Origin of the sequence: Methylobacterium tardum (assembly GCF_023546765.1) — a bacterium.
Lineage (GTDB): Bacteria > Pseudomonadota > Alphaproteobacteria > Rhizobiales > Beijerinckiaceae > Methylobacterium > Methylobacterium tardum.
Window position 1 is genome coordinate 4,509,695 of sequence record NZ_CP097484.1, and the last position, 23,645, is coordinate 4,533,339.

General features: G+C 70.1%; 21 protein-coding genes and 5 pseudogenes. 19 read left to right on the forward strand and 7 right to left on the reverse strand.

The genetic code is table 11. The features are described from left to right. Nucleotides 1-454: 454 nt before the first annotated feature. Both M6G65_RS21515 and M6G65_RS21520 read left to right on the forward strand, forming a co-directional pair. Nucleotides 455-2,878, forward strand: a complete 2,424-nt coding sequence (locus M6G65_RS21515; RefSeq protein WP_238196198.1) for an MASE4 domain-containing protein — start codon at nt 455-457, stop codon at nt 2,876-2,878. 215 nt (nt 2,879-3,093) lie between these two features. After that, complete coding sequence (locus M6G65_RS21520) at nt 3,094-4,017, forward strand: DUF6328 family protein (protein ID WP_250102862.1); 924 nt, start codon at nt 3,094-3,096, stop codon at nt 4,015-4,017. A gap of 81 nt (nt 4,018-4,098) precedes the next feature. Here M6G65_RS21520 and M6G65_RS21525 read toward each other — a convergent pair whose 3' ends face one another. Continuing rightward, the gene (locus tag M6G65_RS21525; RefSeq protein WP_238196196.1) at nt 4,099-4,308 is read right to left on the reverse strand and encodes a hypothetical protein; all 210 of its coding nucleotides are present in this window, start codon (nt 4,306-4,308) and stop codon (nt 4,099-4,101) included. Nucleotides 4,309-4,361: 53 nt separating this feature from the next. Then, nucleotides 4,362-4,607 (reverse strand): hypothetical protein, encoded by a 246-nt coding sequence (locus M6G65_RS21530; protein ID WP_238196195.1) that lies wholly within the window; start codon nt 4,605-4,607, stop codon nt 4,362-4,364. A 230-nt stretch (nt 4,608-4,837) separates the two neighbouring features. Between M6G65_RS21530 and M6G65_RS21535 the strand changes: the two are divergent. After that, a pseudogene (locus tag M6G65_RS21535) lies at nt 4,838-6,359 on the forward strand (sensor domain-containing diguanylate cyclase). 189 nt (nt 6,360-6,548) lie between these two features. Here the strand turns inward: M6G65_RS21535 and M6G65_RS21540 are convergent. Next, a complete protein-coding gene (locus M6G65_RS21540) occupies nt 6,549-9,620 on the reverse strand; it encodes a PAS domain S-box protein (RefSeq protein ID WP_250102863.1) in 3,072 nt (1,023 codons plus the stop codon). Next, the gene (locus M6G65_RS21545; protein WP_238196192.1) at nt 9,617-10,441 is read right to left on the reverse strand and encodes a Crp/Fnr family transcriptional regulator; all 825 of its coding nucleotides are present in this window, start codon (nt 10,439-10,441) and stop codon (nt 9,617-9,619) included. Before M6G65_RS21545 ends, M6G65_RS21540 begins: the two co-directional genes overlap by 4 nt. Before the next feature lie 349 nt (nt 10,442-10,790). Here M6G65_RS21545 and M6G65_RS21550 point away from each other — a divergent pair, with 349 nt between their 5' ends. The 10 genes and pseudogenes from M6G65_RS21550 to M6G65_RS34055 all read left to right on the forward strand — a co-directional run. After that, the gene (locus M6G65_RS21550) at nt 10,791-11,246 is read left to right on the forward strand and encodes a low affinity iron permease family protein (protein WP_238196191.1); all 456 of its coding nucleotides are present in this window, start codon (nt 10,791-10,793) and stop codon (nt 11,244-11,246) included. A 164-nt stretch (nt 11,247-11,410) separates the two neighbouring features. Further along, nucleotides 11,411-11,617 carry a DUF6582 domain-containing protein gene (locus tag M6G65_RS21555; protein WP_238196190.1) on the forward strand — a complete coding sequence of 69 codons (207 nt, stop codon included), beginning with the start codon at nt 11,411-11,413 and terminating at the stop codon, nt 11,615-11,617. Nucleotides 11,618-11,687: 70 nt separating this feature from the next. Next, nucleotides 11,688-12,445, forward strand: a pseudogene (locus tag M6G65_RS21560) (IS5 family transposase). A gap of 290 nt (nt 12,446-12,735) precedes the next feature. Further along, the gene (locus M6G65_RS21565; protein WP_238199205.1) at nt 12,736-13,614 is read left to right on the forward strand and encodes an STAS domain-containing protein; all 879 of its coding nucleotides are present in this window, start codon (nt 12,736-12,738) and stop codon (nt 13,612-13,614) included. 3 nt (nt 13,615-13,617) lie between these two features. Continuing rightward, the gene (locus tag M6G65_RS21570; RefSeq protein ID WP_238199204.1) at nt 13,618-14,019 is read left to right on the forward strand and encodes an STAS domain-containing protein; all 402 of its coding nucleotides are present in this window, start codon (nt 13,618-13,620) and stop codon (nt 14,017-14,019) included. A gap of 31 nt (nt 14,020-14,050) precedes the next feature. Beyond that, nucleotides 14,051-14,404, forward strand: a complete 354-nt coding sequence (locus M6G65_RS21575; RefSeq protein ID WP_250102864.1) for an anti-sigma regulatory factor — start codon at nt 14,051-14,053, stop codon at nt 14,402-14,404. Nucleotides 14,405-14,481: 77 nt separating this feature from the next. Next, nucleotides 14,482-14,721: pseudogene (locus M6G65_RS21580) on the forward strand (ATP-binding protein); the annotation flags it as partial. A 185-nt stretch (nt 14,722-14,906) separates the two neighbouring features. Continuing rightward, nucleotides 14,907-15,395, forward strand: coding sequence for a SpoIIE family protein phosphatase (locus M6G65_RS21585; RefSeq protein WP_465264113.1), 489 nt, complete (start codon nt 14,907-14,909; stop codon nt 15,393-15,395). Beyond that, a pseudogene (locus M6G65_RS34050) lies at nt 15,392-15,721 on the forward strand (ATP-binding protein); the annotation flags it as partial. The gene M6G65_RS21585 and the pseudogene M6G65_RS34050, both read left to right, overlap by 4 nt. Before the next feature lie 365 nt (nt 15,722-16,086). Further along, nucleotides 16,087-17,287: pseudogene (locus M6G65_RS34055) on the forward strand (ATP-binding protein); the annotation flags it as partial. 155 nt (nt 17,288-17,442) lie between these two features. Here the strand turns inward: M6G65_RS34055 and M6G65_RS21595 are convergent. Next, nucleotides 17,443-18,453, reverse strand: a complete 1,011-nt coding sequence (locus M6G65_RS21595; protein WP_238199199.1) for an HWE histidine kinase domain-containing protein — start codon at nt 18,451-18,453, stop codon at nt 17,443-17,445. A 236-nt stretch (nt 18,454-18,689) separates the two neighbouring features. Here M6G65_RS21595 and M6G65_RS21600 point away from each other — a divergent pair, with 236 nt between their 5' ends. Then, nucleotides 18,690-19,163: a DUF3597 domain-containing protein gene (locus M6G65_RS21600; RefSeq protein ID WP_238199198.1), complete on the forward strand. Its 474-nt coding sequence runs from the start codon at nt 18,690-18,692 to the stop codon at nt 19,161-19,163. A 72-nt stretch (nt 19,164-19,235) separates the two neighbouring features. Beyond that, the gene (locus M6G65_RS21605) at nt 19,236-19,703 is read left to right on the forward strand and encodes a YidB family protein (protein ID WP_238199197.1); all 468 of its coding nucleotides are present in this window, start codon (nt 19,236-19,238) and stop codon (nt 19,701-19,703) included. Between the two features lie 85 nt (nt 19,704-19,788). On the opposite strand, the gene M6G65_RS21610 is transcribed toward M6G65_RS21605, so the two are convergent. Together M6G65_RS21610 and M6G65_RS21615 are read right to left on the reverse strand one after the other, a co-directional pair. Beyond that, the gene (locus M6G65_RS21610; protein ID WP_238199196.1) at nt 19,789-19,980 is read right to left on the reverse strand and encodes a hypothetical protein; all 192 of its coding nucleotides are present in this window, start codon (nt 19,978-19,980) and stop codon (nt 19,789-19,791) included. 12 nt (nt 19,981-19,992) lie between these two features. Next, nucleotides 19,993-20,505 carry a DUF892 family protein gene (locus tag M6G65_RS21615; RefSeq protein WP_238199195.1) on the reverse strand — a complete coding sequence of 171 codons (513 nt, stop codon included), beginning with the start codon at nt 20,503-20,505 and terminating at the stop codon, nt 19,993-19,995. A gap of 217 nt (nt 20,506-20,722) precedes the next feature. Between M6G65_RS21615 and M6G65_RS21620 the strand changes: the two genes are divergently transcribed. The 4 genes from M6G65_RS21620 to M6G65_RS21635 all read left to right on the forward strand — a co-directional run bounded on the left by M6G65_RS21620 (nt 20,723) and on the right by M6G65_RS21635 (nt 23,607). After that, nucleotides 20,723-22,102 carry a deoxyribodipyrimidine photo-lyase gene (locus M6G65_RS21620; RefSeq protein WP_238199194.1) on the forward strand — a complete coding sequence of 460 codons (1,380 nt, stop codon included), beginning with the start codon at nt 20,723-20,725 and terminating at the stop codon, nt 22,100-22,102. Nucleotides 22,103-22,171: 69 nt separating this feature from the next. Further along, a complete protein-coding gene (locus M6G65_RS21625; RefSeq protein WP_238199193.1) occupies nt 22,172-22,318 on the forward strand; it encodes a hypothetical protein in 147 nt (48 codons plus the stop codon). Nucleotides 22,319-22,461: 143 nt separating this feature from the next. Beyond that, nucleotides 22,462-22,707, forward strand: a complete 246-nt coding sequence (locus tag M6G65_RS21630; RefSeq protein WP_238199192.1) for a hypothetical protein — start codon at nt 22,462-22,464, stop codon at nt 22,705-22,707. A 15-nt stretch (nt 22,708-22,722) separates the two neighbouring features. Then, the gene (locus tag M6G65_RS21635) at nt 22,723-23,607 is read left to right on the forward strand and encodes a type 1 glutamine amidotransferase (RefSeq protein WP_238199190.1); all 885 of its coding nucleotides are present in this window, start codon (nt 22,723-22,725) and stop codon (nt 23,605-23,607) included. Nucleotides 23,608-23,645: the final 38 nt, after the last annotated feature.

The following is a 23,645-nucleotide window of genomic DNA, read 5'->3' on the forward strand; positions in this document are numbered from 1 at the left end:
GCCGTCACGGCGGCATCCTGGCCGCCGTGAGACGATAAACGAGAGGATTTTCGGCGGAGATCAAGGCGAGAGTGCCTTGGCCGGCGTCATGGATACGACGATTATCGAGACGATTCCGGAAGCCTGCCCCATCGCCGAGCCGCAATCCCAAGGCCCAATAGAGGAAGGGCAAGATCGAGTACCGGCGCCCCGTTCCCGCTGCGGCCGGGCGTGGGGCGTCTTCGCGTCAGGCATCCCAGTCGGCGCCGTCCGGCGACGCGGCCGGGCGGTCCAGGCCGCCGACACGAACAGGGACGACCCCGGGCGGACCGTCGCCGGAGGCGAGCGGGACGAGAGGTCGCGGGTGGCACTCGGCTGAAGTGAAATGGCGCAGCTTCATGCGCCATGGTAATCCTCGGCTTCGCGAGCGACTTACCGGCACGGTCAGCCAGCGCGCTTCGTCACGGAGCACACGATGGGCATGGCCGCCGCGGTCCCCGCGCTCGCAACCCTTGCCACCGCCCGGGCCGGTAGGACCCAGCGCCGGCTCGCCGGCCTCGTCAGCCTCGCCTTCGGCGCGGTCACGCTCGCGCTGCTCCCGTTCGCGAGCCGGCCCATGCCGCCGATGCCGGGCTTCGTGTCGGTCTACCAATCGGCCCTGACCGTCGTCTACGGCCTGACCACCTACCTCTTCCTCACCCAGTACCGCCGCACCCATTCCGCGTCGCTGCTCGTGCTCGGGACCGGCAGCCTCTACGTGACGCTGGCCGTGCTCCTGCAGATGCTGTCATTCCCGAACGTCCTCGCGCAGGGACGCATTCTCGGTTCCGGTCCCGACACCACGACCTGGCTCTGGACCTTCTGGCATCTCGGCCCGCCGCTCTTCGCGCTACCCTACGCCATCATGGAAGGCGACGGGCGTGACCGGACGGTGCCACCGTCGCGCGTCGGCCCAGTCGGCCTCCTCGCGCTTGCCGGGACCGCGGCGACCGCCGCGCTGACGGCTGTGGCAGTGACCCGCTACATCCACCTCCTGCCGAAGTGCGTGGACGGCGATGACTACTGGCTGCTGACCACCTCGGGCGTCGGCCCGGCCGTCGTCGCTCTGACTGTGCTGGCCCTCGCGGTCCTGTGCTGGACAACCCGCCTGCGCAGCGTCCTGCAGCTCTGGCTGGCCGTCTCCCTGCTCCTCCTACTCTTCGACAACATGGTCACCCTGCCGGGCGCCGCCCGCGGCACGGTCGGCTGGTTCGCTGGCCGCCTGGAAGCGCTCATCGCAGGCTTCATCCTGCTCGGCGTCTATCTACGCGAGGTCGACTTCCTCTACGCCCGCGCCGAGGCCGCGGCCGACGAGCGAGAAACCCGGCGGGCGGAGCTGCAATTGGCGCGCGACAACCTCGCCCTGGCGCTTGAGGCCGCAGAGATGGGCGACTGGGAGCTCGACCTGCGCACCGGCGCCTCGCGCCGCACCCCGCGGCACGATGCGATCTTCGGCTACCACGAGCCGGTGGGGCGGTGGGACGTCGGGACCTTCCTCCAGCATGTCGTGCCGGAGGACCGCGCCATGGCCCGCGCCGCCCTCGAAGGGGCGAACGGCAAGGAGCGCATAGACCTGCACTGCCGGATCAAGCGGGCCGGCGACGACGTCACTCGCTGGATCGCGCTGCGCGGTAAGGCTTATCTCGACGGGGCTGGCGGGGTCCGGACGATTGCCGGCGTCGTCGTGGACACGACGCAGCAGCGCGAGGCCGAGGAGCGCCTGAACCAGGCGCAGAAGATGGAGGCCATCGGCCAGCTCACCGGCGGCGTCGCGCACGACTTCAACAACCTGCTCACCATCATCGTGGGCAACCTCGACATGATCGTGCGCAAGCCCGACAACCCGCAGCGCGTGGAGCGGCTGGCGGCCTCGGCGATGACCGCGGCCAAGCGCGGGGCCGAGGTCACCGAGAAGCTGCTATCGTTCTCCCGCCGCCAGGTGCTGAGGCCGGAGACGGTCAACCCGAACCGCCTGCTCAAGGACTTCCACGCCCTGCTGCGGCGGGCGGTCGGAGAGACCGTCGAGGTCCGCCTCGAACTCGACGCGAGCCTCGATCCCGTGCGGCTCGACCCGGGGCAGTTCGAGAGCGCGGTGCTGAACCTCGCCGTCAACGCGCGTGACGCCATGCCCGGCGGCGGTACGCTCACCGTCAGAACCTGCAACGCGCACCTCAACGCGTCCGAGGTCGCCGACCGGCCCGACCTGAGGCCGGGGGCCTACGTGCTCGTCGCGGTCACGGACATCGGCCACGGCATGGACGCGGCAACGATGGCCCACGCCTTCGAGCCGTTCTTCACGACCAAGGACATCGGCAAGGGCACAGGGCTCGGCCTCAGCCAGGTCTACGGCTTCGTGCGCCAAGCCGGGGGGCACGCCCAAATCAAGAGCGACGTCGGTTGCGGCACCTCCGTCGAGATCTACCTGCCCCGCTCGGCCGAGAAGGTGCTGGAAAGCCACCCGGACAGCACGCTGCCGCTGCGGCGCGCGGCTTCCGGCGAGGTGGTGCTGGTGGTCGAGGACGAGGCGGCGGTGCTTGAGATGGCGGTCGAGAGCCTGGGCGAGCTCGGCTACCGGACACTCACCGCGACGCGGGCCTCGGAGGCCTTGGAGCGCCTTGGCGGCCCGGAGCGGATCGACATCCTGTTCTCGGACGTGGTCATGCCCGGCGGCATGAACGGCGTGCAGCTCACGGTCGAGGCGCGGCGTCTCCGGCCCGGGCTGCGGGTGCTGCTCACCTCCGGCTACACGGGCACGGCGCTTGACGACCACGGCGTGCCGGCCGACCTGCCGCTCCTGAGCAAGCCCTACCAGCGGGATGAACTCGCTAAGCAGCTTCGGATCGTCCTGGCACGGGGTTGAGCCTGCCTGAGGAGCCCGAACAGCTCGCCATGGCCCGCCTCGTGACCTTCGCGGGGCCGGTGTTGCCACCGGGGAAGCGCTCCTCCGGCGCCTCGCCACGTCGCCCGGCCCAGGCGCGTCACGCCGCGCTTCGGCGCGGTCATCGTCCGCACGGAGGAACGTAGCCGGCTATCACGCCGTTGCAGGTTCCCGACCGTTTGGGACCTGTGTGGCGTATGTCCTTGTCGAAGAAGGTGAAGGTCGGTCTCGGCGAGACCCGCATCCTCATCCTCGGCTCGGAGATCCTGCTGGGCTTCCAGTTCCAGGGCGCCTTCCGCCCAACCTTCGAGCGCCTGCCATTCCATGACCGCGTGATCTGGGTTGCGGCGCTTGCCCTCATTACCCTGACCATCGCGCTACTGATCACCCCCTCGCTCCAGCACCGCGTGGTCGATGACGGGCGGGACACCAAGCGCCTGCTCGGCGTGATCGGGCGCTGCGCCGGCCTCGCACTCGGGCCCTTCGCCCTGGCGCTCGGGGCGGACCTGTACCTGGCCGTCGGGCCGGTGCTGGGGCTCGGCCCCGGCGTCGCGGCCGGTCTCATCGCCTGCGGCCTCGCCCTCCTGTTCTGGTACGGGTTGGAGGCGTTGAAGGCACGGAATGCCGGACAACGGGAGCGCACCATGACCAGCCGCGAACCCGAGCACGAGCACACCTCGTTGGAGACCAAGATCGAGCAGATGCTGACCGAGGCGCGCGTGGTGCTGCCCGGCGCCCAGGCGCTCCTCGGCTTCCAGCTGGTCATCACCTTCTCGGAGGCGTTCGAGAAGGTGCCGTTCGCCTCAAAGCTCGTACATCTGATCGCGCTGGGCCTTCTGGCGCTGACGGTGATCTGGCTGATGGCGCCGGCGGCCTTCCACCGCATCGTCTACGCGGGCGAGGACACGCCCGAGTTCCACGCCCTGGGCAGCCGCTTCCTTCTCGCCGCGAGCGTCACCCTGGCGCTCGGCATCTCGGCCGACCTCGGCGTGGCCGTCGCGAAGGTGATCGCGTCTGACGCCGCGGGCGTGGCCTCGGCGCTTGTGACGCTCTGCCTGCTGACGGGCCTCTGGCACGTTTATCCGATCCTGCTGCGGCGAAGGCGGGATGCGGCTGCATGACCAAGTCGGGGTGAGGCCGCCGCGGGCCGGCGCACAGCAGCCCCGGACCGCCAACGCCGGTGGGCGGGACCGCCGAGGCGCCTACCGGCCGACGGGCAGGTCGGCCGAAGCCGCGGCCGGCGATCCGAGCCGGAGCGACACCGTCACGGCGACCGAGGCCCCGCAGGCGGCCATGATCGCGCGAAGGACCTCCGCGCTCTCCTCCGCCTCGGCCAGCGTCGCCAGGCCGACGCGGCGGAAGACCTTTCCGGATGCGAGCAACGCCATGACCGCGAAGCGCCCGTCCGGCATGTCGAGGATGCGGCACTCGACCGGCTTGGCCCCGACCCGGCGCTTCCGCCGGCTCAGGCCGCGAGGCGCCGGACGTTGGCGGCGACCAGCTCCCGGTAGCGCGCCACGACCTGGTCGTGGGAGCCGCCCGCCATCAAGGTGTCGGCGGCCTCCATCGCGGCGACAACCTTCTCGCCGACCATCGAGACCATCTCGGCCTGAGCCTCGGCCCCGCCCCAGGCAATGCGGACCAACCGCAACTCGATGACCCTCTGCGCCTCGACGGCGAGCAGGAACGCGGCACAGAAAGGGTTCAGCATGAGAGCTCCCAGGGGGTCGGCGCGTCCTACAACGCGAAGGAGCGCCAAGGCGTTGCCGGCGGCCTTCGGCCCAGGCCGGGTGCTTTGCGCGCACGTTTCGTGGATCGCGTGAATGCCCCGTTAGGGACGTTTCGGTTAAGGGCCCTGGGACAAGACCCGTCGAAGGCGCCCGTAAGGCCTTCGGGTGCGAGAAACCAAGCGACGAGAAGCCCGCTTGGGAGACCCCGCCGATGGTCCTGCCGCCCCGCCTCGCGCGACGGCTCCGTTCCGCCCGCACCTGGATCACCCTCGGCGTGCTGGCGCCCGTCGGCATGCTCGTGGTGTCCGGGATGATGCTGCTCGACCTGCGGCGGGACGCCTGGGACAAGGCCGAGCAGACCTCGCAGAACCTGCTGCAGGTCATCGAGCGCGACATCGCCCGCAACGTCGAGATCATCGACCTGACGCTCCACGCTGTCGCCGACAACCTGAAGGCGCCGGGCGTGGCGGAGGCATCCCCGGAGCTCCGGCAGCTCATCCTGTTCGACCGCGCCGCGACCGCCCGCGACATGGGCGCCATGTTCGTGCTCGACGAGAACGGCGGCAGCCTCTTCGAGGCCGCGCAAACCCCCGCCCGCAAGGTGAACTACGCCGACCGGGACTACTTCCAGGCCCACAAGGCGAGGGGCGACCTCGGCCTCTACATCAGCCGCCCGCTCGTCTCCCGGCTGACGGGCATCCGCATGGTCGTGCTGAGCCGTCGCATCGACAAGGCGGACGGCAGCTTCGGCGGCATCGTGCTGGCCACGCTGAAGCTCTCCTTCTTCGGCCGCCTCTTCGACCGGATCGGCCTGGACGAGGACGGTGCGATCAACCTCTACCTGCGGGACGGCACGCGCCTGATGCGCCACCCCTACGACGCGGCCGACATCGGCGTGAACATCGCGGGGGCACCGACCTTCGAACGGTTCCTGCGCGAGCGTTCCGGCAGCTTCGTGGGCACCTCGGTGCGCGACGGCGTCGAGCGGCACTACGCCTTCACCCAGGTTGGCGACCTGCCGTTGGTGCTCAACGTCGCGCTCTCGACCCGCGAGATCGAGGCGGGCTGGCGCGCCAAGGCGCTCGTCATCGGCGCCGTCGTGCTGGCGCTCTGCGGCCTGACCGTGTTCCTGTCGCTCCTGTACGGGCGCGACCTGCGACGCCGCGCAGCCATGCAGGCCGAGCTCGCCCGGCTGTCGCTCACCGACCCCCTGACCGGGCTGCCGAACCGGCGCCGGTTCGAGGAGACCTACGGGCGCGCCTGGAAGAGCGCCCGGCGTACGGGCAAGCCGCTGTCGCTCCTCGTCGTCCGATACCGACCACTTCAAGCGCTACAACGACCGCTACGGCCACGCCGTCGGCGACGAGGTGCTCAAGGGGCTGGCGCGGTGCCTGTCGGAGAGCGTGCTCCGGCCGGACGACCTCGTGGCCCGGGTCGGCGGCGAGGAGTTCGTGCTGCTCCTCCCCGACACGGACGACGCCGGGGCGATGCGCGTCGCCGGCAAGGTGCACCAGTCGGTGGCAGCACTCGGCGTGCCCACGGCCGGCATCGCCGCGGGCACGGTCACGGTGAGCATCGGCTTGGCGACGGAACTCGGCGGGGCGTGGGAGTGGCCGGAGGCGCTGTACGGCGCGGCGGACGCGGCCCTCTACGAGGCCAAGGCAGCCGGGCGCAACCGGACCTGCTCCGCGGAGCGGGCCGATCCGGCACGCATGCACGCCGAGGCGGCGTGAAATCCGGTTACGTCCGCGGGCCTGGAACGACGGCGAGGCATCAGCGACGAGCCCGAGCCGACGTTTCGAGGCGGTGTCAGAGCACAGCCTGGTAATTTCGCAGCGGTGCCTCGACAACGCAGCGCAGGCCCTCGGGCGGGTAGGTCAGGCTGATCCTGCCATCGACCGCGTTCGCAAGGCCGCGCTCGATCAGCCGTGATCCGAACCCCTTGCGCGATGGCGGCGAGACCGGCGGACCGTTCCGTTCGATCCAGGAGATGACGAGCACGGGTCCTGCGCCCCCTCGGTTAGGGTCCAGCCGACGTCGACGCGGCCGCCCGGCACCGACAGGGCCCCGTACTTGGCCGCGTTGGTCGCGAGCTCGTGCACCATCAGGGCCAGGGCTAGCGCCGCTCTTCCGCCGATCTCGACCCGCGGCCCGCGGTAGCCGATCCGGCCGCTGTCGTCGTCCTGGAGGCCGACGCCGCCGCGGACGACCCGTTCCATGTCGGCATGCTCCACCGCGCCCCCGAGCAGCAGGTCGTGAGCCTTGCCGAGGGTGACCAGGCGGTCGGCGAGTACCTCCTTGGCGGCTTCGACGTCGGTGGCCCCGCGCAGGGTGTTGGCGGCGATGGCCTGGACCATCGCCAGCAGGTTCTTCATGCGGTGGCTGAGCTCGTTGTTGAGCAGGTCGCGCTGCTCCTCGGCCCGCTTGCGCGCGTCGATGTCAGAGACGGCCGCGACCGCGCCCTCGACCGACCCGTCCGGTCCCGGCACCGGGACCGCGACGATGTCGATCCACGCGTCGGTGCCGTCATCGCGGCGATAGCGCGCCTGTAACTCGGCCCGCGCCTCGCCGCCGCGGATCACCCGGGCGAGCGGGTACTCCCCGGGCTCGACCGGCCGGCCGTCGGCGTGGAACGCGCGCCACTCGCGATAGGCGTCGACGTCCGGGGACGGCAGCACCGGGTGGCCGAGGATCTCCTCGATGCGGGAGTTGCCGCCGACGATGCGCCCGGATGGTGCCTCGGCGAACAGGATGCCGACCGGCACCGTCTCCAGGATCGAGCGCTGGCTGGCCTCGCTCGCCCGCAGGGCGTCCTCGGTGCGCTTGCGCGCGGTGATGTCGTTGAACAGGATCGCGACCTGATGCGAGCCGGGCTCGCCGAACGGGTAGGCGTAGACCTCGAACCAGCGGTTCCCGAGGGCGCTCGCGACCTGCTCGAACCGCTCAGGGGCGCCGCCGCGCGCGATCCGGTCGTAGATCTCGAACCAGTGCTCCTCATGGTCCGCGGCGAGCTCGCGCATCCACCGGCCGAGCACGTCCTTGAGCCCGGACTGGCGCTCGAAGGCCGGGTTCGCCTCTAGGAAGCGGTAGTCGAGCGGCCGTTCGTCCGGGTTCGCCTTCACCTCGGCGACGCAGAAGCCCGCGTCGATGCTGTCGTAGAGGTCGCGATAGCGCCTCTCGCTGGCGGCGAGCGCCTCCTCGGCCCGCCGGCTAGAAGTGATGTCGCGCGAGACGGCCAGCAGCCGCGAGACCGCGCCGTCGCCACCGAGGATCGGCGTGACCTGCACGTCCCACCACTTGCGCGTGCCCTTCAGCGTGCACGCGGGGCCTGTGAAGCGACCGATGCCGCCGGCGAGCGCCGCGTCGACGGCCGCCCTTGCGTCTGCCCGGCCCCGACCTTCCCAGAACTCCGTCCAGTCGCTGCCGGCGACCCCGTCGAAGTCGTCGACCTCCATGACGCGCCGGCCGCCCTCGTTCATGAAGCCGAGGCGGGCCTGCAGGTCGAGCACCTTGATGCAGTCGGCGGAGGAATCGAGCACGCCGCGCAGGAAGGCCTCGCTGTCCTGGAGACGCGTGGCGGCCTCGCGCTGCTCTGTGCGGTCGCGCAGGATCTTGAGGAAGCCGATGGCCTCCCCCGCCTCGTCGCGCAGCGCCATCATCTCGCCGTTGGCCCAGAAGCGGGTGCCGTCCTTGCGGATGTGCCAGCGCTCGTCGATGCCGCGCCCCTGTTCGAGCGCGGCCCGCATCTCCTTGGCGGCGATGCCGCTCGCCCGGTCCTCGGGCGTGAAGAACACGTCGGCTGGCCGCTCGACCATCTCAGCCGGCTCCCAGCCGAGGATGCGGGTGGCGCCCTCGTTCCAGTCCTCCACGTGCCCGTCGAGGTCCATGACGATGATGGCGTAATCGATGGCGCTGTTGAACACCGCCTTGTAGCGGTCCTGGCTGGCCCGGACGCTCTGGCGCGCCTCGGCCTCGCCCGCCTCCGCCAGGCCGGCTGCGACCGTGCCGGCGAACAGGCGCGCCGCGTCGAGGTCCCCCTTCGTGAACGCGTTGGCGCGGCTCGCCTGCAGCTTGAGCACGCCGATGGTCGTGTCGCCCCTGAGGACCGGCGCGCACAGGGCTGCCCGTGTGCCAAGGGTCTTCAGCATGTCGTGCTTGGCGCGCGGATCGAGCGTGGCGTCCGGGGTGGACACGGCCTCGCCCGAGGTGAACGCCCGCCCGGACAGGCTGCCGGCCACTGGAATGCGCACGCCCGCGTGCGGGGCGAGGTTGCCGCGCACGCTCCGGTAGACCAGGGCGTCGCCCTCGCGGATCGCGATGACGCCGCCCTCAGCCCGGGGCACGGCCTTCATGGCCCCGGCCAGAAGGGCGTCGAAGCTCGCGTCGAGGTCGCCGCGCGCCCGGCTCACGGCGGCCTGGGCCTCGATCAAGGCCTCCTGCCGCACGAGGGTCTCGCGGTACTCGTCCAGGGCCTCGTCCCGTAAGCGCAGGGCCTTGCGCATCTCCATCTGCCCGAGGACTTGTCCCGCCAGCTTGCGCAGGGCGGACGCCTGGGCCGGGGTCAGGCCCTCCGGCCGCGGCTCCCGGTCGATGACGCACAGGGTGCCGAGGCACTCGCCCCCCGGCGCTATCAGGGGCGCCCCCGCGTAGAAGCGGATGAAGGGGTCGTCGGTGACCAGCGGGTTGGCCCGGGTGCGGGGATCCTTCGTCAGGTCCGGGATCACCAGCAGGTCGGGTTCGGCGAGCGCGTGAGCGCAGACGGACTGTTCGAGCGGTGTCTGGCACGGCTCGAATCCGGCCTTCGCCTTGAACCACTGGCGCTCGCCCGCGACGAGGCTGACCAGGGCGACGGGCGTGCCGCAGACCAGGGCGGCGAGGTCGGCGATGTCGTCGAAGCCCTGCTCAGGCGGCGTATCGAGGATGCCGTAGGTCGCGAGCGCGCCGAGGCGCTCCCGGTCAAAGACCCCGGCGGCCGGCGAGAGTGCCGCGTTCATCGGGCCGCCTCCTGCGGGCCGGGTGGACAGTTCTCGGAGCGTGAGGAGGGCTCACTCGAAACCGCGGTCGCCTCGACCGCGAGGATCTCGCCGTCCGGGGTGGAGACCGCGCCCATGACGGACATGAAATGGCGCCGGACGCGGGCATGGCATTCGCAGCAGGCCGCCTCGGCGCGTGTTCGGTCGAGCAGGTGTATGCGACCCCGGCCGACGACGATCAGCCCCTGGTCCTGCAGCGTGCCGAGGACGCCGGTGAGGTAGCTGCGGCCGACGCCGAGCATGCTCGCGAGCATGTTCTGGGTTACCGGCAGCGCGTCCGTCCCGAGCCGATCCTGCAACGACAGCAGCCAGCGGACGACCCGCTGCTCGATGGGGTGGGCGGCGTTGCAGGCGACCGACTGCAGGATCTGGGCGAGCAGGCAGTCGGCGTAACGCACGAACAGGTCGTCGAGGGTCGGCGATGCACGCTTCGCCTCACGCAGGCGGTCCGCATCCATGCGCAGGACCGCGCCTTCGATCTGGACTACGCACCGGGTGAAGGCGGGCAGGTAGCCCTGGCTGACCACGCCGCCGATTGCGCCCTCATGGCCCACGGTGGCGGTCTCGACCGTCCGGCCGCCGCGCAGCGGCACGATCAGGGCGGCGATGGTGCGGTGGAGCGGGAAGGTGACCTGCGAGACGTCGTCGTCGACCTCGAACAGGACCGTTCCGCGCGGGCACTCGGCCAGCACCAGGTGCGGGGCCAGGAGCGCGCGGTCCCGTGCGCCGAGGGCGTCGAGGAGCAGGTTGCCCTCGAACGGGATGGAGTTGTGCGAAGGCATGGGCGCGAACCACGGGAACGTTCGAGGTTGTCCCCTCCGCGACCCTTGCCACGACCGCCGTGCGTTCACAACACGACAATAGCCGGATCTTGGACCGACACGTCGATTTGTCCGGGGCCCGCATTTCCGGGGCTGTCCCGCTTGAGGCCCGCGATCCAGACATCATCCTGAAGCACGTCGCCATTATCCGGCGCCGATTGTCCGGCGGTGCGGGCTTCATGGACCAAGCCCGCCAACCCGAAGTGTGATCACCGGCGGATCCGCCGGCCCTGAAAACGGCTGTTGGCGGTCGAGGAGCGGAGGGTCGCGAGCCCATGGCAGGAAGCGTTCGTTTCACGGCGTCGCGATCATGAGGTCGCCGAAAAGCTTCGCGAACTTCTCGTCCAGCGTGGCGCGAGCCTCGGGCCGGCCACTCACCTTCGCGGCCAGCATAGCGGTGATCCTGGCCTGGGCCGTCAGTGGTCCGCTCTTCGGCTTCTCGGACACATGGCAGTTGCTGATCAACACCGGCACGACCATCGTGACGTTCCTGATGGTGTTCCTGATCCAGAACACCCAGAACCGCGACGGCGCCGCCATCCAGGCCAAGCTCGATGAGCTCATCCGGGCGAGCGCGGCCCACAATCGCTACATCGGCATCGAGGGACTGACGGAGGAGGAGCTCGACGACCTGCGCGCCCGCTGCGCGAGCCGGGCCGCCCGGGACATGCCTGCGGAGCTGCTCGACGCGGCCGACCGTGCGGAGGACGAGGCAGACCGGAAGGCGCGCGCGGCGGCGGCTCGGGCTGTCGGCTCGACGTGCTGACCGGACTGAGGGCGGGGGCTCGGATAAGGGACGTCGGCAGCGTACGCCGGCATCCGGAACCTGAGTGTGCCTGCCGCTCCCTGCCCCTAGCGAGACGACGGAGCCTGCAACGTCCCGGCCGCCGCCACGTTTCACCACGACCTGCCCGTGGGAGGAAGCGGCACATGTCCAAGCTGACGACTGAGGACCGCGACGAGATCCCGAAGGACAAGTACGCCCTGCCGGAGAAGCGCAAGTATCCCATCGAGGACAAGGCGCACGCGCGCAACGCCAAGGCGCGCGCCGCCCAGCAGGAGAAGGCCGGCAACCTTTCCAAGGCCGACCGGAAGCGCGTCGATGCCGCCGCAGACAAGGTGCTAGACGAGGACTAGGTCGCGAACCCATAACGGCTGGCACGGTTGAGGTGCGGCGCTGTTAGCCCTCTGAGCAGGAGGGACTTGGATGGCGCGGTTTGACCTGACGGACGCGGAGTGGGCGGTGATCGAGCCGCTGTTGCCGACGGACGTGCGCGGCAAGGAGCGCGTGGATGACCGGCGGGTGCTCAACGGCATCTTCTGGCGGCTGCGCACGGGCGCACCCTGGGCCGACATCCCGGCGCGCTACGGCCCGCATACGACCTGCGGCAACCGCTTTCGACGCTGGCGCAAGCGCGGCATCTGGGATCGGCTTCTGGACGCCGTGTCAAAGGCTTACGAGGGCGACCTGCAGATGATCGACGCCACCAGCGTGCGGGTGCACCAGCACGCCGCCTGCGCCCAAAAAAAGACGGCCGATCCGGTGGCATGGGTCGCTCGCGCGGCGGCCTGACGAGCAAGATCCACGCGCTGGTGGATGCCGAGGGCCGTCCCGTGGCCCTCAAGATCACGGAAGGCCAAGCGCATGACGGGCGTTCGGCGGCCGACATGCTGGGCGGGTTGGGTGCAGGTCAGATCCTGCTGGGTGACCGGGCCTACGACAGTGACGCGCTGCGAGCACAGATGGCCGAGCAGGGGGCGTGGGCAAACGTGAGGCCGATGCCCAACCGCAAGCAGGTGCTGGCCTTCAGCCCGTTCCTGTACAAGTACCGCAACCTGGTTGAGCGCTTCTTCAGCAAGATCAAGCACTTCCGAGCCGTCGCCACGCGCTACGACAAGGATCCCGACAACTTCCTGGCAAGCGTCAAACTCGCAGCCCTGCGTGTCTGGCTGCGTGCCTTATGAGTCCGCGACCTAGCCTCCCGTCCCGCCGCTCGTCGCGGATTGGTCCCGTCCTCCAGCGCGAGGGCGGCAGGGACGCCCCGGGTCATGGATTGCCGCTCGGATGGACGCACACCTCAGCCAGGCGCGCGGACGCATCCCGTCCGCCATGTGCGCGACCGGGGCCTCCCCGGCCGCGGCGATGCCTTCCGTCCAGAGATAACCGATTCGTGCGGCATGGCTCCACGGCCACGCCTGCTATCGATGCCGTCCTGTCTGGTTTAGACCCCGTGGGACGAGAGAGGAACGTTCGGATGGCCATGGATGGTGTCGGGGTCCTGAGCAGGACCGTCGCGGAGGACGAGGCCGGTATCCTCGACGCCTGGCTTGGGCACCTCAAGGAGGGCGGGTCGATGCAGACCGGCCGCATCCGCGAGGCCGAGCTCCAGACCCAGGCGAGAACCGTGCTCGGGCAATTCCGGGACGCCCTCGCCAGCGGCGGCGCCGACGCGAATGGCGAGGCCTACGCGCCCCTGCGCGAGACGCTGGCCGACATCTCGCGCTCCCGGGCGCTCCAGGGCTTCACGCCGACCGACACCGCCAACTTCGTGCTGTCCCTCAAGGAGCCGGTCTTCGAGGCCTTGCGGCGGACTTGCGGGACGGACGCTTCCGAGCTGGCGTCCGGTCTCTGGGTGACAGGCAAGGTGCTCGACCAACTCGGCCTGCACACCATGGAGGTCTTCCTGGCGAGCCGCGAGGAGGTGATCGGGCGCCAGGGACAGGAGATCGCCGAGCTCTCCACCCCGGTCATCAGGCTCTGGGACGGCATCCTCGCCCTGCCGCTGATAGGTACCCTCGACAGCGCCCGGACCGGCGTCGTCATGGAGAACCTGCTCCAGGCCATCGTCGACGAGCAGGCCGAGATCGCCATCATCGACATCACCGGAGTGCCGACCGTCGACACGCTGGTCGCCCAGCATCTCCTCAAGACCGTCGCCGCCGCCCGCTTGATGGGGGCCGATTGCATCATCTCCGGCATCCGTCCGCAGATCGCCCTGACCATGGTGCATCTCGGGGTCGAATTGAACGTCGTCTCGAAGGCGACGCTCGCGGACGCCTTCGCGGTCGCCCTGAGACGGACCGGTCGCAAGGTGGTGCGCCAGCAGACGGCGCAGGCTGACGAGCGTCGCTGACCGATGGACCGCATCCCGATCCTTAAGCTCGGTGCCGCGCTCATCGTCACCATCCAGGTCGACATGCACGACCGCCTCGCCCTCGCCCTTGAGGAGGACCTCACGGCGATGATCGCGCGCACCGGCGCGCGGGGTGTGCTCATCGAGATCTCGGCGCTGGAGATCGTCGATTCCTTCATCGGGCGCATGCTGGTGAGCATTGCCGCGGTCTCGCGCGTGCTCGACGCCGAGACCGTGGTCGCGGGGATGCGCCCGGCAGTCGCCATAACGCTGGTCGAGCTCGGGCTGGAACTCACGGGCATCAAGACCGCGCTCAACGTCGAGCGCGGCATGGCGCTGATCCAATCCCGGCTTTCGGAAGAGGACGACGGCCTCGGGGGCGACCGTGACGGTCTCGAAGACTGAGACCCTCCCCATCCGCTCAGGCGACGACGTCGTGCGCGTGCGTCAGCGCGTGCGGACCCTCGCCGTCGAGATCGGGCTGGGCATCGTCGACCAGACCAAGATCGTCACGGCGGCGAGCGAGCTCGCGCGCAACACCCTCGACTACGGCGGCGGGGGCGACGTTCGCGCCGAGATCGTCCAGGCCGGCTTGCGGAAGGGCCTGCGCCTGACCTTTGAGGACCAGGGCCCCGGCATCGCCGACATCGAGCAGGCGATGACGGACCACTACACCTCCGGCGGCGGCCTTGGGCTTGGTCTGGGCGGAGCGAAGCGCCTCTCGAACGAGTTTCACATCGAGTCCTCTCCGGGCGCCGGAACGCGCGTGATGATCGCCCGATGGAAATGAGCATGGACCGGGTGGTCGTGACCGAGGCGAGCCAAGTGGCGGAGGCTCGGCGTCGGGCGATGGCCCGCGCCCAGGCCATGGGCTTCGGCGAGACCGCGGGCGGGCGCGTGGCGCTCGTCGTGACCGAGCTCGCCACCAACATCGTCAAGTACGGCGTGCCGGGCGAGATCCTCGTCGGCACCTACGAGGACGGGACCGGATCGGGTGTCGAGGTCCTGGCCCTCGACAAGGGGCCGGGCCTATCGGACCTTGGCTCGGCCCTGCGCGACGGACACTCCACGGGCGGGAGCGCCGGCGAGGGCCTCGGCGCCGTACGGCGTCTCTCCGACGCCTTCGACATCGTGTCCCGACCCGGCTCGGGCACCGCGGTGCTGGCGCGCTTGTCCGGCGAACGCGCCCCTAGGACGCTGCCAGCCTTCGGCGTGGTGACCGTGCCACTGAGGGGGAGACCGCCAACGGCGACGCCTACGCGATTTGCGAGCGGGCCGACGGCTGGACGGTCATGGTGGCGGACGGCCTCGGTCACGGACCGGAGGCGGCCAAGGCGTCGCAGGAGGCGGTCCGCGTCTTTCGAAGGCACCAGGACCGCGGGCCCTCGACCATCCTGTCGGCCGTGCATGCGGGCCTTGGGCACACACGTGGCGGTGCCGTCTCCGTCGCGCGTTACGCGCGAAACGACGGGATCCTCACGTTCACGGGCATCGGTAACGTCCTGGGAGTCATCGTCTCCGGAGAGGCGACGAAGCGTACGGTCAGCCTTGCCGGCACTGCCGGGCATGCCGCGCGGCGCATCCAGGAATTCGAGTACCCGATGCGGCCGGACGGCCTGTTCCTGCTGTGCTCGGACGGGATCGCCACGGGGTTCTCCATCGACGGCTACCCGGGCTTGGCCGCGGCGCATCCGAGCCTCGTGGCGGGGGTGGTCTTCCGCGACTTCGCCCGGGCCCGGGACGACGCCACCGCCCTGGTGGTGCGGGGCGGCGCGCCATGAAATGGACGCTGCTCACCAGCCCCGTCGAACATGAGGACGACATCGTAACGGTGCGCCAGCGCGTTCGCCGGCTGGCCGAGCGCCTCGGTTTCGAGGTTCAGGACCAGACCCGCATCGCCACCGCGGTGTCCGAGATCGCGCGCAACGCCTACGGCTACGCCGGAGGCGGCCGGGTCGAGTATGGCCTCGACCAGGAAGGGGGCGGGCAGTCCCTGGTGATCAGGATCAGCGACAAGGGGCCGGGCATCGCCGAGCTCGATGCCATCCTGGAGGGCCGCTACCGGTCGTCGACGGGGCTCGGCATCGGCATCACCGGCTCTCGCCGCCTGATGGACCGGTTCGAGATCGAGACGGTGGTCGGCCAGGGCACCATCGTGACCTTCGGGAAGCGGCTGCCGTCCGGCGTCGAGACCTTCACGGGCCCCCGCTTGGCGAAGCTCGCCGAGGCCGTCGCCCGCGCCCGGACCGAGGAGCCGCTGGTCGCCCTGCGCGAGCAGAACCGTGAGCTCATGCAGAGCTTGGCCGAACTCGCCGAGCGCCAGGACGAGGCCGAGCGCCTGAACCGGGAACTCGCGGAGACAAACAGGGGCGTCGTGGCGCTTCACTCCGAACTGGAGGCCCAGGCCGCGCAGTTGCGCCAAGCAGGCGCGTCGCTGGAAAGCCGGTCGCTGCTCGCACGGCGGAGCTCGCAGAGGCCAACGCCCGCCTGCTCGCCGAGGCGGTCGAGCGCGAGCGCACGGAGGAGGCTCTGCGGCAGGCCCAGAAGCTGGAGGCAGTGGGCCAGCTCACCGGCGGCGTCGCGCACGACTTCAACAACCTGCTCACCGTCATCAAGTCGTCGACGGACCTGCTCAAGCGGCCCGACCTCGCGCCGGAGCGGCGTGAACGCTACGTCGCGGCCATCTCCGACACGGTCGACCGGGCCGCCAAGCTGACCGGGCAATTGCTGGCCTTCGCCCGTCGCCAGTCCCTGAAACCGGAGGTGTTCGCCGCCTGTGACAGCGTGCGGGCGCTCTCCGACATGATGGGGACGCTCACCGGCTCGCGCATCCGGATCGTGACGGACCTGCCGGATGCCACCTGCTTCGTGCATGCCGACCAGAGCCAGTTCGACACGGCGCTGGTCAACATGGCCGTGAACGCCCGCGACGCCATGGAGGGCGAGGGCCAGCTCACCATCCGCGTATGGGGCGTGGAGCGCATGCCCCCGATCCGAGGCCGCCTGCCGTGGACGGACCGTACGTCGCGGTCTCGATCAGCGATACCGGCGTCGGAATCCCCGAGGACCGGCTGGAGCGGATCTTCGAGCCGTTCTTCACCACCAAGGGGGTGGGTCAGGGCACCGGGCTCGGCTTGAGCCGGTTTTCGGCTTCGCCAAGCAGTCGGGCGGCGAGGTGACGGTGGCGAGCGAGCCCGGGCACGGCGCCACCTTCACGATGTACCTCCCGCGCGTGCCTGAGGTGGAGAGGGCGACGGACAGCGAGCCCGAGCCGCTCGTGGACGGCCACGGCACCTGCGTGCTGGTGGTCGAGGACAACGTCGAGGTCGGCACCTTCGCCGTGCAGACGCTGACCGATCTCGGCTACGTGCCCGTGCTCGCCAACAGCGCCGAGGCGGCACTCGCGGAACTCGCGCGGGACGCCGACCGGTTCGACGTGGTGTTCTCGGACGTTGTCATGCCGGGCATGAACGGCCTGGACCTCGCGCGGCGCATCCGCGAGGAGCACCACGACCTGCCGGTGCTGCTGGCGTCCGGCTACAGCCACGTGATGGCGCAGAACGGCACCTACGGGTTCGAGCTGCTCCACAAGCCCTACTCGGTCGAGGAGCTTTCGCGCCTACTGCGCAAGGTCGCCACGTGGCAGCGCCGCAAACGCATCCTCGGCCTGTAGACCCGGACGTCCGGCGCGGACCGAAAGCCCAAGGCCCGGTCGCCGCTCGTTGCGTCCCCGCAGAGCGGGCACCAAGCGTCAGATCCCGAACCGTGTGCGGGAAGGACCGCAATGAGGGCTGGACCGCACGACCGGTCGGCTCGGGCAAGCGACCCTCAGGCCAGGATTCCGGGCAACGGCATGCGCACCGACACTCGCAGCCCGTCTGGTGCGAAGTCGACGTCGACCTCCGCCCCGGTCTGAGCCGCCAGGACTTTGTTGAGGAGCCGGTGCCCGAAGCCCTGCCGTGTCGGATGCCCGGCAGGGGGCCCGTCATGCTCGGTCCAGTCCCAGCGGAGGGCTCGGCCGGAGGTGCCATCCTCGACCCACCATGTGACCTGAAGGCGGCCGTCCGGATCGGCAAGCGACCCGTGCCGCAGGGCGTTGGTGGTCAACTCGTGCAGGGCCATGCCGACCGGCACGGCGAGCTCGGACGGCAGCACCACCTTCGGCCCGTCCAGGGTCAGGCGGCCCCGTTCGCCGTACGGGTCGAGCTCGGCCCGCAGCAGCCCCTCGAACGAGGCGGCCTGGGCAAGGTCCTCGGTGATCAGCGCGTGCGTGCGGGCCAGCGAGGCGATCCGGCCCGAGAAGGCATGGATGAACTCGGAGATCGAGAGGCGGGAGCGCGCGGTGGCGTTGAGCACGGCCTGGACGGTGGCGAGCGTGTTCTTCACCCGGTGGTGCAGCTCACGCACCATGAACGCCTGACGGTCCTCGTGGGCGCGCCGTCCGGTCACGTCCCTCTGCGTCGCGACCCAGTGCGTGAGGCGCCCGTCGGCCTCCCGCACCGGCGTGATCAGCCACTCGACCACGTAGGTCGAGCCGTCCTTGCGGTAGTTGACCGCCTCGGCCTGCGTGGCCACCCCGGTTTCGAGGGCGGAGCGCAGGGCGTCCAGGACGGTCCGGTCCGTGAGGGGGCCCTGCAGGATGCGCGGCGACAGGCCAACGATCTCGTGCGCCTCGTAGCCGGTCATCCGGGTGAAGGCGGGGTTGGCGTACTCAATCAGCGGGCCCGGCGCGGCGAGGTTGGCGGAGGTGATCAGGATGGCCTCGCCGGACGCCTCGACCGCCGCGCGCAGGAGCCTGGGGTCGGGTGCCGCCGTCCTCGCACTGTCCCGAACCCCCAAAGTCGTCTCCTGACCCGCCTGGAACCAAGGGGTTATCGATTAACCTATGACGCACGCGCAGGTTGCGCATCTCTGTAGCCGGCGCTCGACGATGACCCGCGCCCCGTCGACGCAATCCCCGGTCTACGGCGTTTCGGGCACCCTGCGGGCCAGCCCCTTTTGCGGAACGCCCGGCGCGCCTTCCCGTTGTCGAGCGCGCGGCCCGGGTCGGACCCCATCGGCGAAAAGGAAACGGAATGAGCATCTTCGGGTCGATTATGTCGAAGATCTTCGGTGGCGGCAGTGCCAGCGCCCAAGCTGCGGCCCCACACGCATCGGAGACGCCGAGCGTGTCGGCTGCCGCGCAAGGCCAGGGAGGCCCGACCGGCTCGGCCAGCAGTGCAGCCGCGCCCGCCATGGCCGGCGCCCCGTCCCCGGTACCGGCGGGCCCGTCCGGCGCCGAGCATAGCAACGTCGACGTGGGCCAGGTCCTCGCGGATCTCGCCTCGAAGAAGGGGCAGGAGCTCGACTACAAGCGCTCCATCGTCGACCTGTTGAAGTTGCTCGACCTCGACAGCAGCCTCCAGGCTCGCAAGCAGCTCGCCGACGAGTTGCACTACACGGGCGACAAGGAAGACTCGGCGACCATGAACGTCTGGCTGCACAAGCAGGTCGTCCAGAAGCTCGCCGAGAACGGCGGCAAAGTCCCGGACGACCTCAAGCACGCTTGACGGTCGGACCGGGCGAGCCAGCCGCGACCACGGCGACATGCGGGAGGTGGTCCCGCGATAGGGAGATGAGAGATGAGCGATGGCTACCCCTCGATGACGGCGCTGCTGGGCCTGCTGGCACTGGCGGGCTACCAGAACCGGGACAAGCTCGGCGAGTTGCTCGGAGGCGCCGGACAGGGCGGCTCGGCGCCAGCGGGCGGGGGTGCGGCACCGGGCGGCCTCGGCGGCCTGCTCGGCGGCCTCCTGGGCGGCCAGTCGGCCCCGGCTCCGACATCCGGGGGCTTCCTGAACAGCGGCCTAGGCCAGATGCTGGAACGCTTCCATCAGGCCGGTCATGGTGCGGCCGCGCAGTCCTGGGTGAACCAAGGGCCGAACCAAGAGATCGCGCCGCACCAGCTTGAGCAGGCCATCGGGCCCGAAGTGCTGGCGGCCCTGACGCAGCGCACCGGCCTGTCTCGGGATGAGCTCCTATCCCGCTTGTCCAGGGACCTTCCCCAGGCTGTTGACCGCTACACGCCTGACGGGCGCGTTCCGGCCTAGTTACAGGGTCTGGCCGAGGGCGCGGTGTCATTCCTCGGCCAGACAGCGGGATAGGTCTAGCGGCCACTGCCCGACGGGTCTCGCCTCAAGCAGTGAGGGCAGCCCCGAAAGCGTCAAGAGCCGTCTTGCCGGCGCCCGCCGCCTCCTCGGGCGAGGCATAGGCTTCTGGTGAGACGCGGATGGATACACCATCCGCGTCCGTCAGGTGCCAGCGGAAGCGCTCGTGGCTGTCACCACACGCCTCGACCGTGACGGCGACCGGGGTCGGATCATCCATGGCGCCCGCTCCTCAGCTGTCGGCCTTGGCGCCGTTGAGCGACAGGTCGAGGTAGGTCTTGGTGACCGGCTCGATCAGCGCCGAGATCTCCTCGGCCACCTTTGTCTCCTCCTCGACGGCGGCGCGGAAGCCCGCGACGTGGTCGGACTTGTCGGCCCGCACCGCGACCACGACCAGCGAGCGGTAGGCGGCGACCTGGTCGTACTGGTAGGCGTAGCCGGCGTAGAGGTTCTTCAGAGTCTCGTCCTGTGTCACGGCATGGGCAACCGCGCCGATGGATCCCGCCACGCTGGTGACGGTCTCCTTCAGCGTCGACGGGCTCTCGCCGATGCTCTCCAGCGCTTTGTCCAGGCGGGCGAGCTGACCCTTCGTGGTCTCGACGTGGCGGCGTAAGACTGCGGCGTAATCGGGATAGCGTTCCAGGCCGGAGAGCTGACGCTCCATCTGCTCCAGGCCCTGCCGCTCCAGGGCGCGTGTGTTCTTGAGCGCGCCCGCGTAGATTGTGCCGATGTCCGTGCTGGCCATGCCGTCGTTGCTCCAGGTCTGTTTCGGGGTTCGGCGGCCAACGTGAGCCGCATACCCGCGTTCCTAGAGGCGGCTGCGACGGAAGCGCCGCGCCAAGCCTGCCTTCGCCTCGTGAGAGGACGATGGGACGCGGCCGGCGGCAATCAGGGCTGCCCTAGGTGACCGTGGCATCGTGAAGCCGCCGAGGGGTGCGGTTTCGGGAGGAACGACCAGGCCCATGATCCAACCCACCCGCATCAAGCCGCTGAACGACCTGCCCGTGCGGGAGCGAGGCGCCGCCTACGTCCTGTACTGGATGGGCTTGTCCCAGCGCGTGCGCTTCAACCCGGCGCTGGAGTACGCCGTCGAGGAGGCCAACAAGCTCGGTCTGCCGGTGCTGGTCTGCTACGGGTTCGCCGAAGGCATCCCGGAGGCGAACGCCCGCCACTGGGCCTTCCTGCTGGAGGGCATGGCCGAGGTCGGCCCGGAACTGAGGAAGCGCGGCATCGCCTATGTGGCGCGCCGGCAGCCGCCGGTCGCAACGGCGCTGCTCTACACGGCCGACGCCGCCCTGGTGGTCTGCGACCGCAATTACCAGAAGCCGGTGCGCCGCTTCTACGCCGACTTCGCCGCCCAGGCGCCCTGCCGCGTGGTGCAGGTCGAGGGCGAGGTCGTCGTGCCCGTCGAGACCGCCTCGCCCAAACACGAGATCGCCGCCCGGACGCTGCGACCGAAGCTCCGCCGTCTTATCCCCGAGTACCTCGTGCCGCTGGAGGAGCGGCCGGTCGCCCATCGAGGCGACCACCTCAGCTTCGAGAGCACACTCGACCTTTCCGACGTGCCCAGGCTCGTGGCCAGCCTGAAGGCCGACCAGAGCGTCAGGCCAGTGCGCCGGTTCAAGGGCGGCACGGCTCATGCCGAGGCGACGCTGAGCCACTACTTGAACGCCCGCTTCAACCACTACGCCCAAATCAGGGGGCGGCCGGAGGCGGGCGCTGCCTCGCACATGAGCCCCTACTTGCACTACGGCCAGATCTCGCCGGTCGCCATCGCGCTCAAGGTGCAAGCCGCCGCGACCGGCGGTGAGGACGACAAGACGGCCTACCTGGAGGAGCTCATCGTCCGGCGCGAGCTCGCGATGAACCACATCTTCTACGAGCCAAACTACGACAGCTACGAGGCTGCGCCGGCCTGGGCGCGCAAGACGCTGGACGCGCACAGGGGCGACAAGCGGCCCTACCTCTACACGCCCGAGCAGTTCGAGCGGGGCGAGACGCACGACCGCTACTGGAACGCGGCGATGATGGAGATGCGCGAGACCGGCTACATGCACAACCACATGCGCATGTACTGGGGTAAGAAGATCCTGGAGTGGTCCGCCTCGCCCGAGGAGGCGTTCGAGACGGCACTGCGGCTGAACAACAAGTTCTTCATCGACGGGCGGGACGCGAACTCGTTCACGAACGTGACGTGGCTCTTTGGCCTGCACGACCGGCCGTGGGGACCGCGCCCGGTCTACGGCAACGTGCGCTCGCTGGGTGCGGCGACGCTGAAGAAGTTCGACGCCGACGGCTACGTGCGCGAAGTCGAGCGCCTCGCGGCCGCCGAGCGGGCGTAGCGCACGGGAGTCCCACGCTTCACATCGAGAGCGGCTCGCCCCCTCGTGACGAATGAGGAGAGCGGCCTCTTGGGCGAGGATGCACCCACGCTCGACGCTCAGACCCGCGAGAACCTCGGCCGGCGGATGCAGGAGCTGTACGAACCCGTCTGGGACGAGGAGTTCGACCCGCGGCTGGCCGGCCTGTTGCGAGCTTTGGACCGTAACGGCGGTTGAGCCCCTGACGGTCTTGGAAGACACCCGCGCGTGGCGCGGGATGCCGCACCTTCCCACCCGAACAGTTTTCCATGGGACGTGATTGACCGAGGGCTGCCCCTGCGGAGCGGGCAAGGACAAGCCGCGCACCGGCGGAGGTCATCATGGTGGAGAGTGAGCGCGGGTACGGCTTCCCGTTCGCGCGCCGTCTGCGCGAGGCGATGGCGGAGCGTCCCGCTCCCGAGGTCCCCGGGGCGGGCGAGACCTTCTTCGAACGCCTGCTGGCCCTGGAAGCCGAGGCCAGGGCTGCCGGCGCCCCCGTCGGGACGCTGTCATCTATCGCTAACGCCCGCTTCACAGCCGGCGTCGCCACTCTGAAGCCGTGGTTCCCGATGCCGCGCGGTCACTGAACAAGCCGAGGAACCGTGAGCCAATCCCAGTCGAAGTTTCGCTTCCTGGTGGCCGAGAGCGAGACGCCGGAAGCGCGCCAGGGCCGGCGTGAGAGTGTCGGCCGCTCCTCGGGCGAGACTTACCTCGGCATCCTGCGCGAGATCGCGCCGGGCTCCGCCTGCGACCGCATCATGCCCGCCGACGCGGGCGCCGAACTTCCAACCGGCGCCACTCTGAGCGGCTACGACGCCGTGTTTCTCAGCGGCTCACCGCTGCACCTCTACGAGGAGACGCCCGAGACCCACCGAACGGTAGCGTTCATGCGGGCGGTATTCGCCTCCGGAACGCCGGCCTTTGGCTCCTGTGCCGGCCTGCAGGTCGCGACGGTGGCGGCGGGCGGGAGCGTGCGCCCGAACGCACGCGGTCGCGAGGCGGCCTTCGCACGGCGTATCACCCTCACCGACGTGGGACGGGAGCATCCGCTGCTGGCGGGCCGGCCCGCCGCATATGACGCGCCCGCCATCCACACCGACGAGGTCGAGGCTCTGCCCTCCGGGGCCGTCCTGCTCGCCGGTAACCGGGTCACAGCGGTGCAGGCCGCCGAGATCCGCTTCGATGGCGGCGTGTTCTGGGGCGTGCAGTACCATCCCGAGATCGGCCTGGACGAGGTGGCGGGCGCCCTTCGCCGGCAGGCGGACGGCATGATCGAGGCGGGCCTCGCCCGGAGCCAGGACGATGTTGAGGCTTACGCCCGGCAGGTCGATGACCTGCACCGCGAGCCGCACCGCCGAGACCTCGCTTGGCGCCTGGGGCTCGACGAGCAGGTCACCGACGGGCACCTCAGGCGGACCGAACTGCGCAACTTCATCGAGAGCCTCGCCCGGCTCGGGCGTGAGGGGTTGTTGGCTGTGGGTAAGTGACAGCTTGGTGCTGCCCTTTGGCACGCCACTTAACCTGT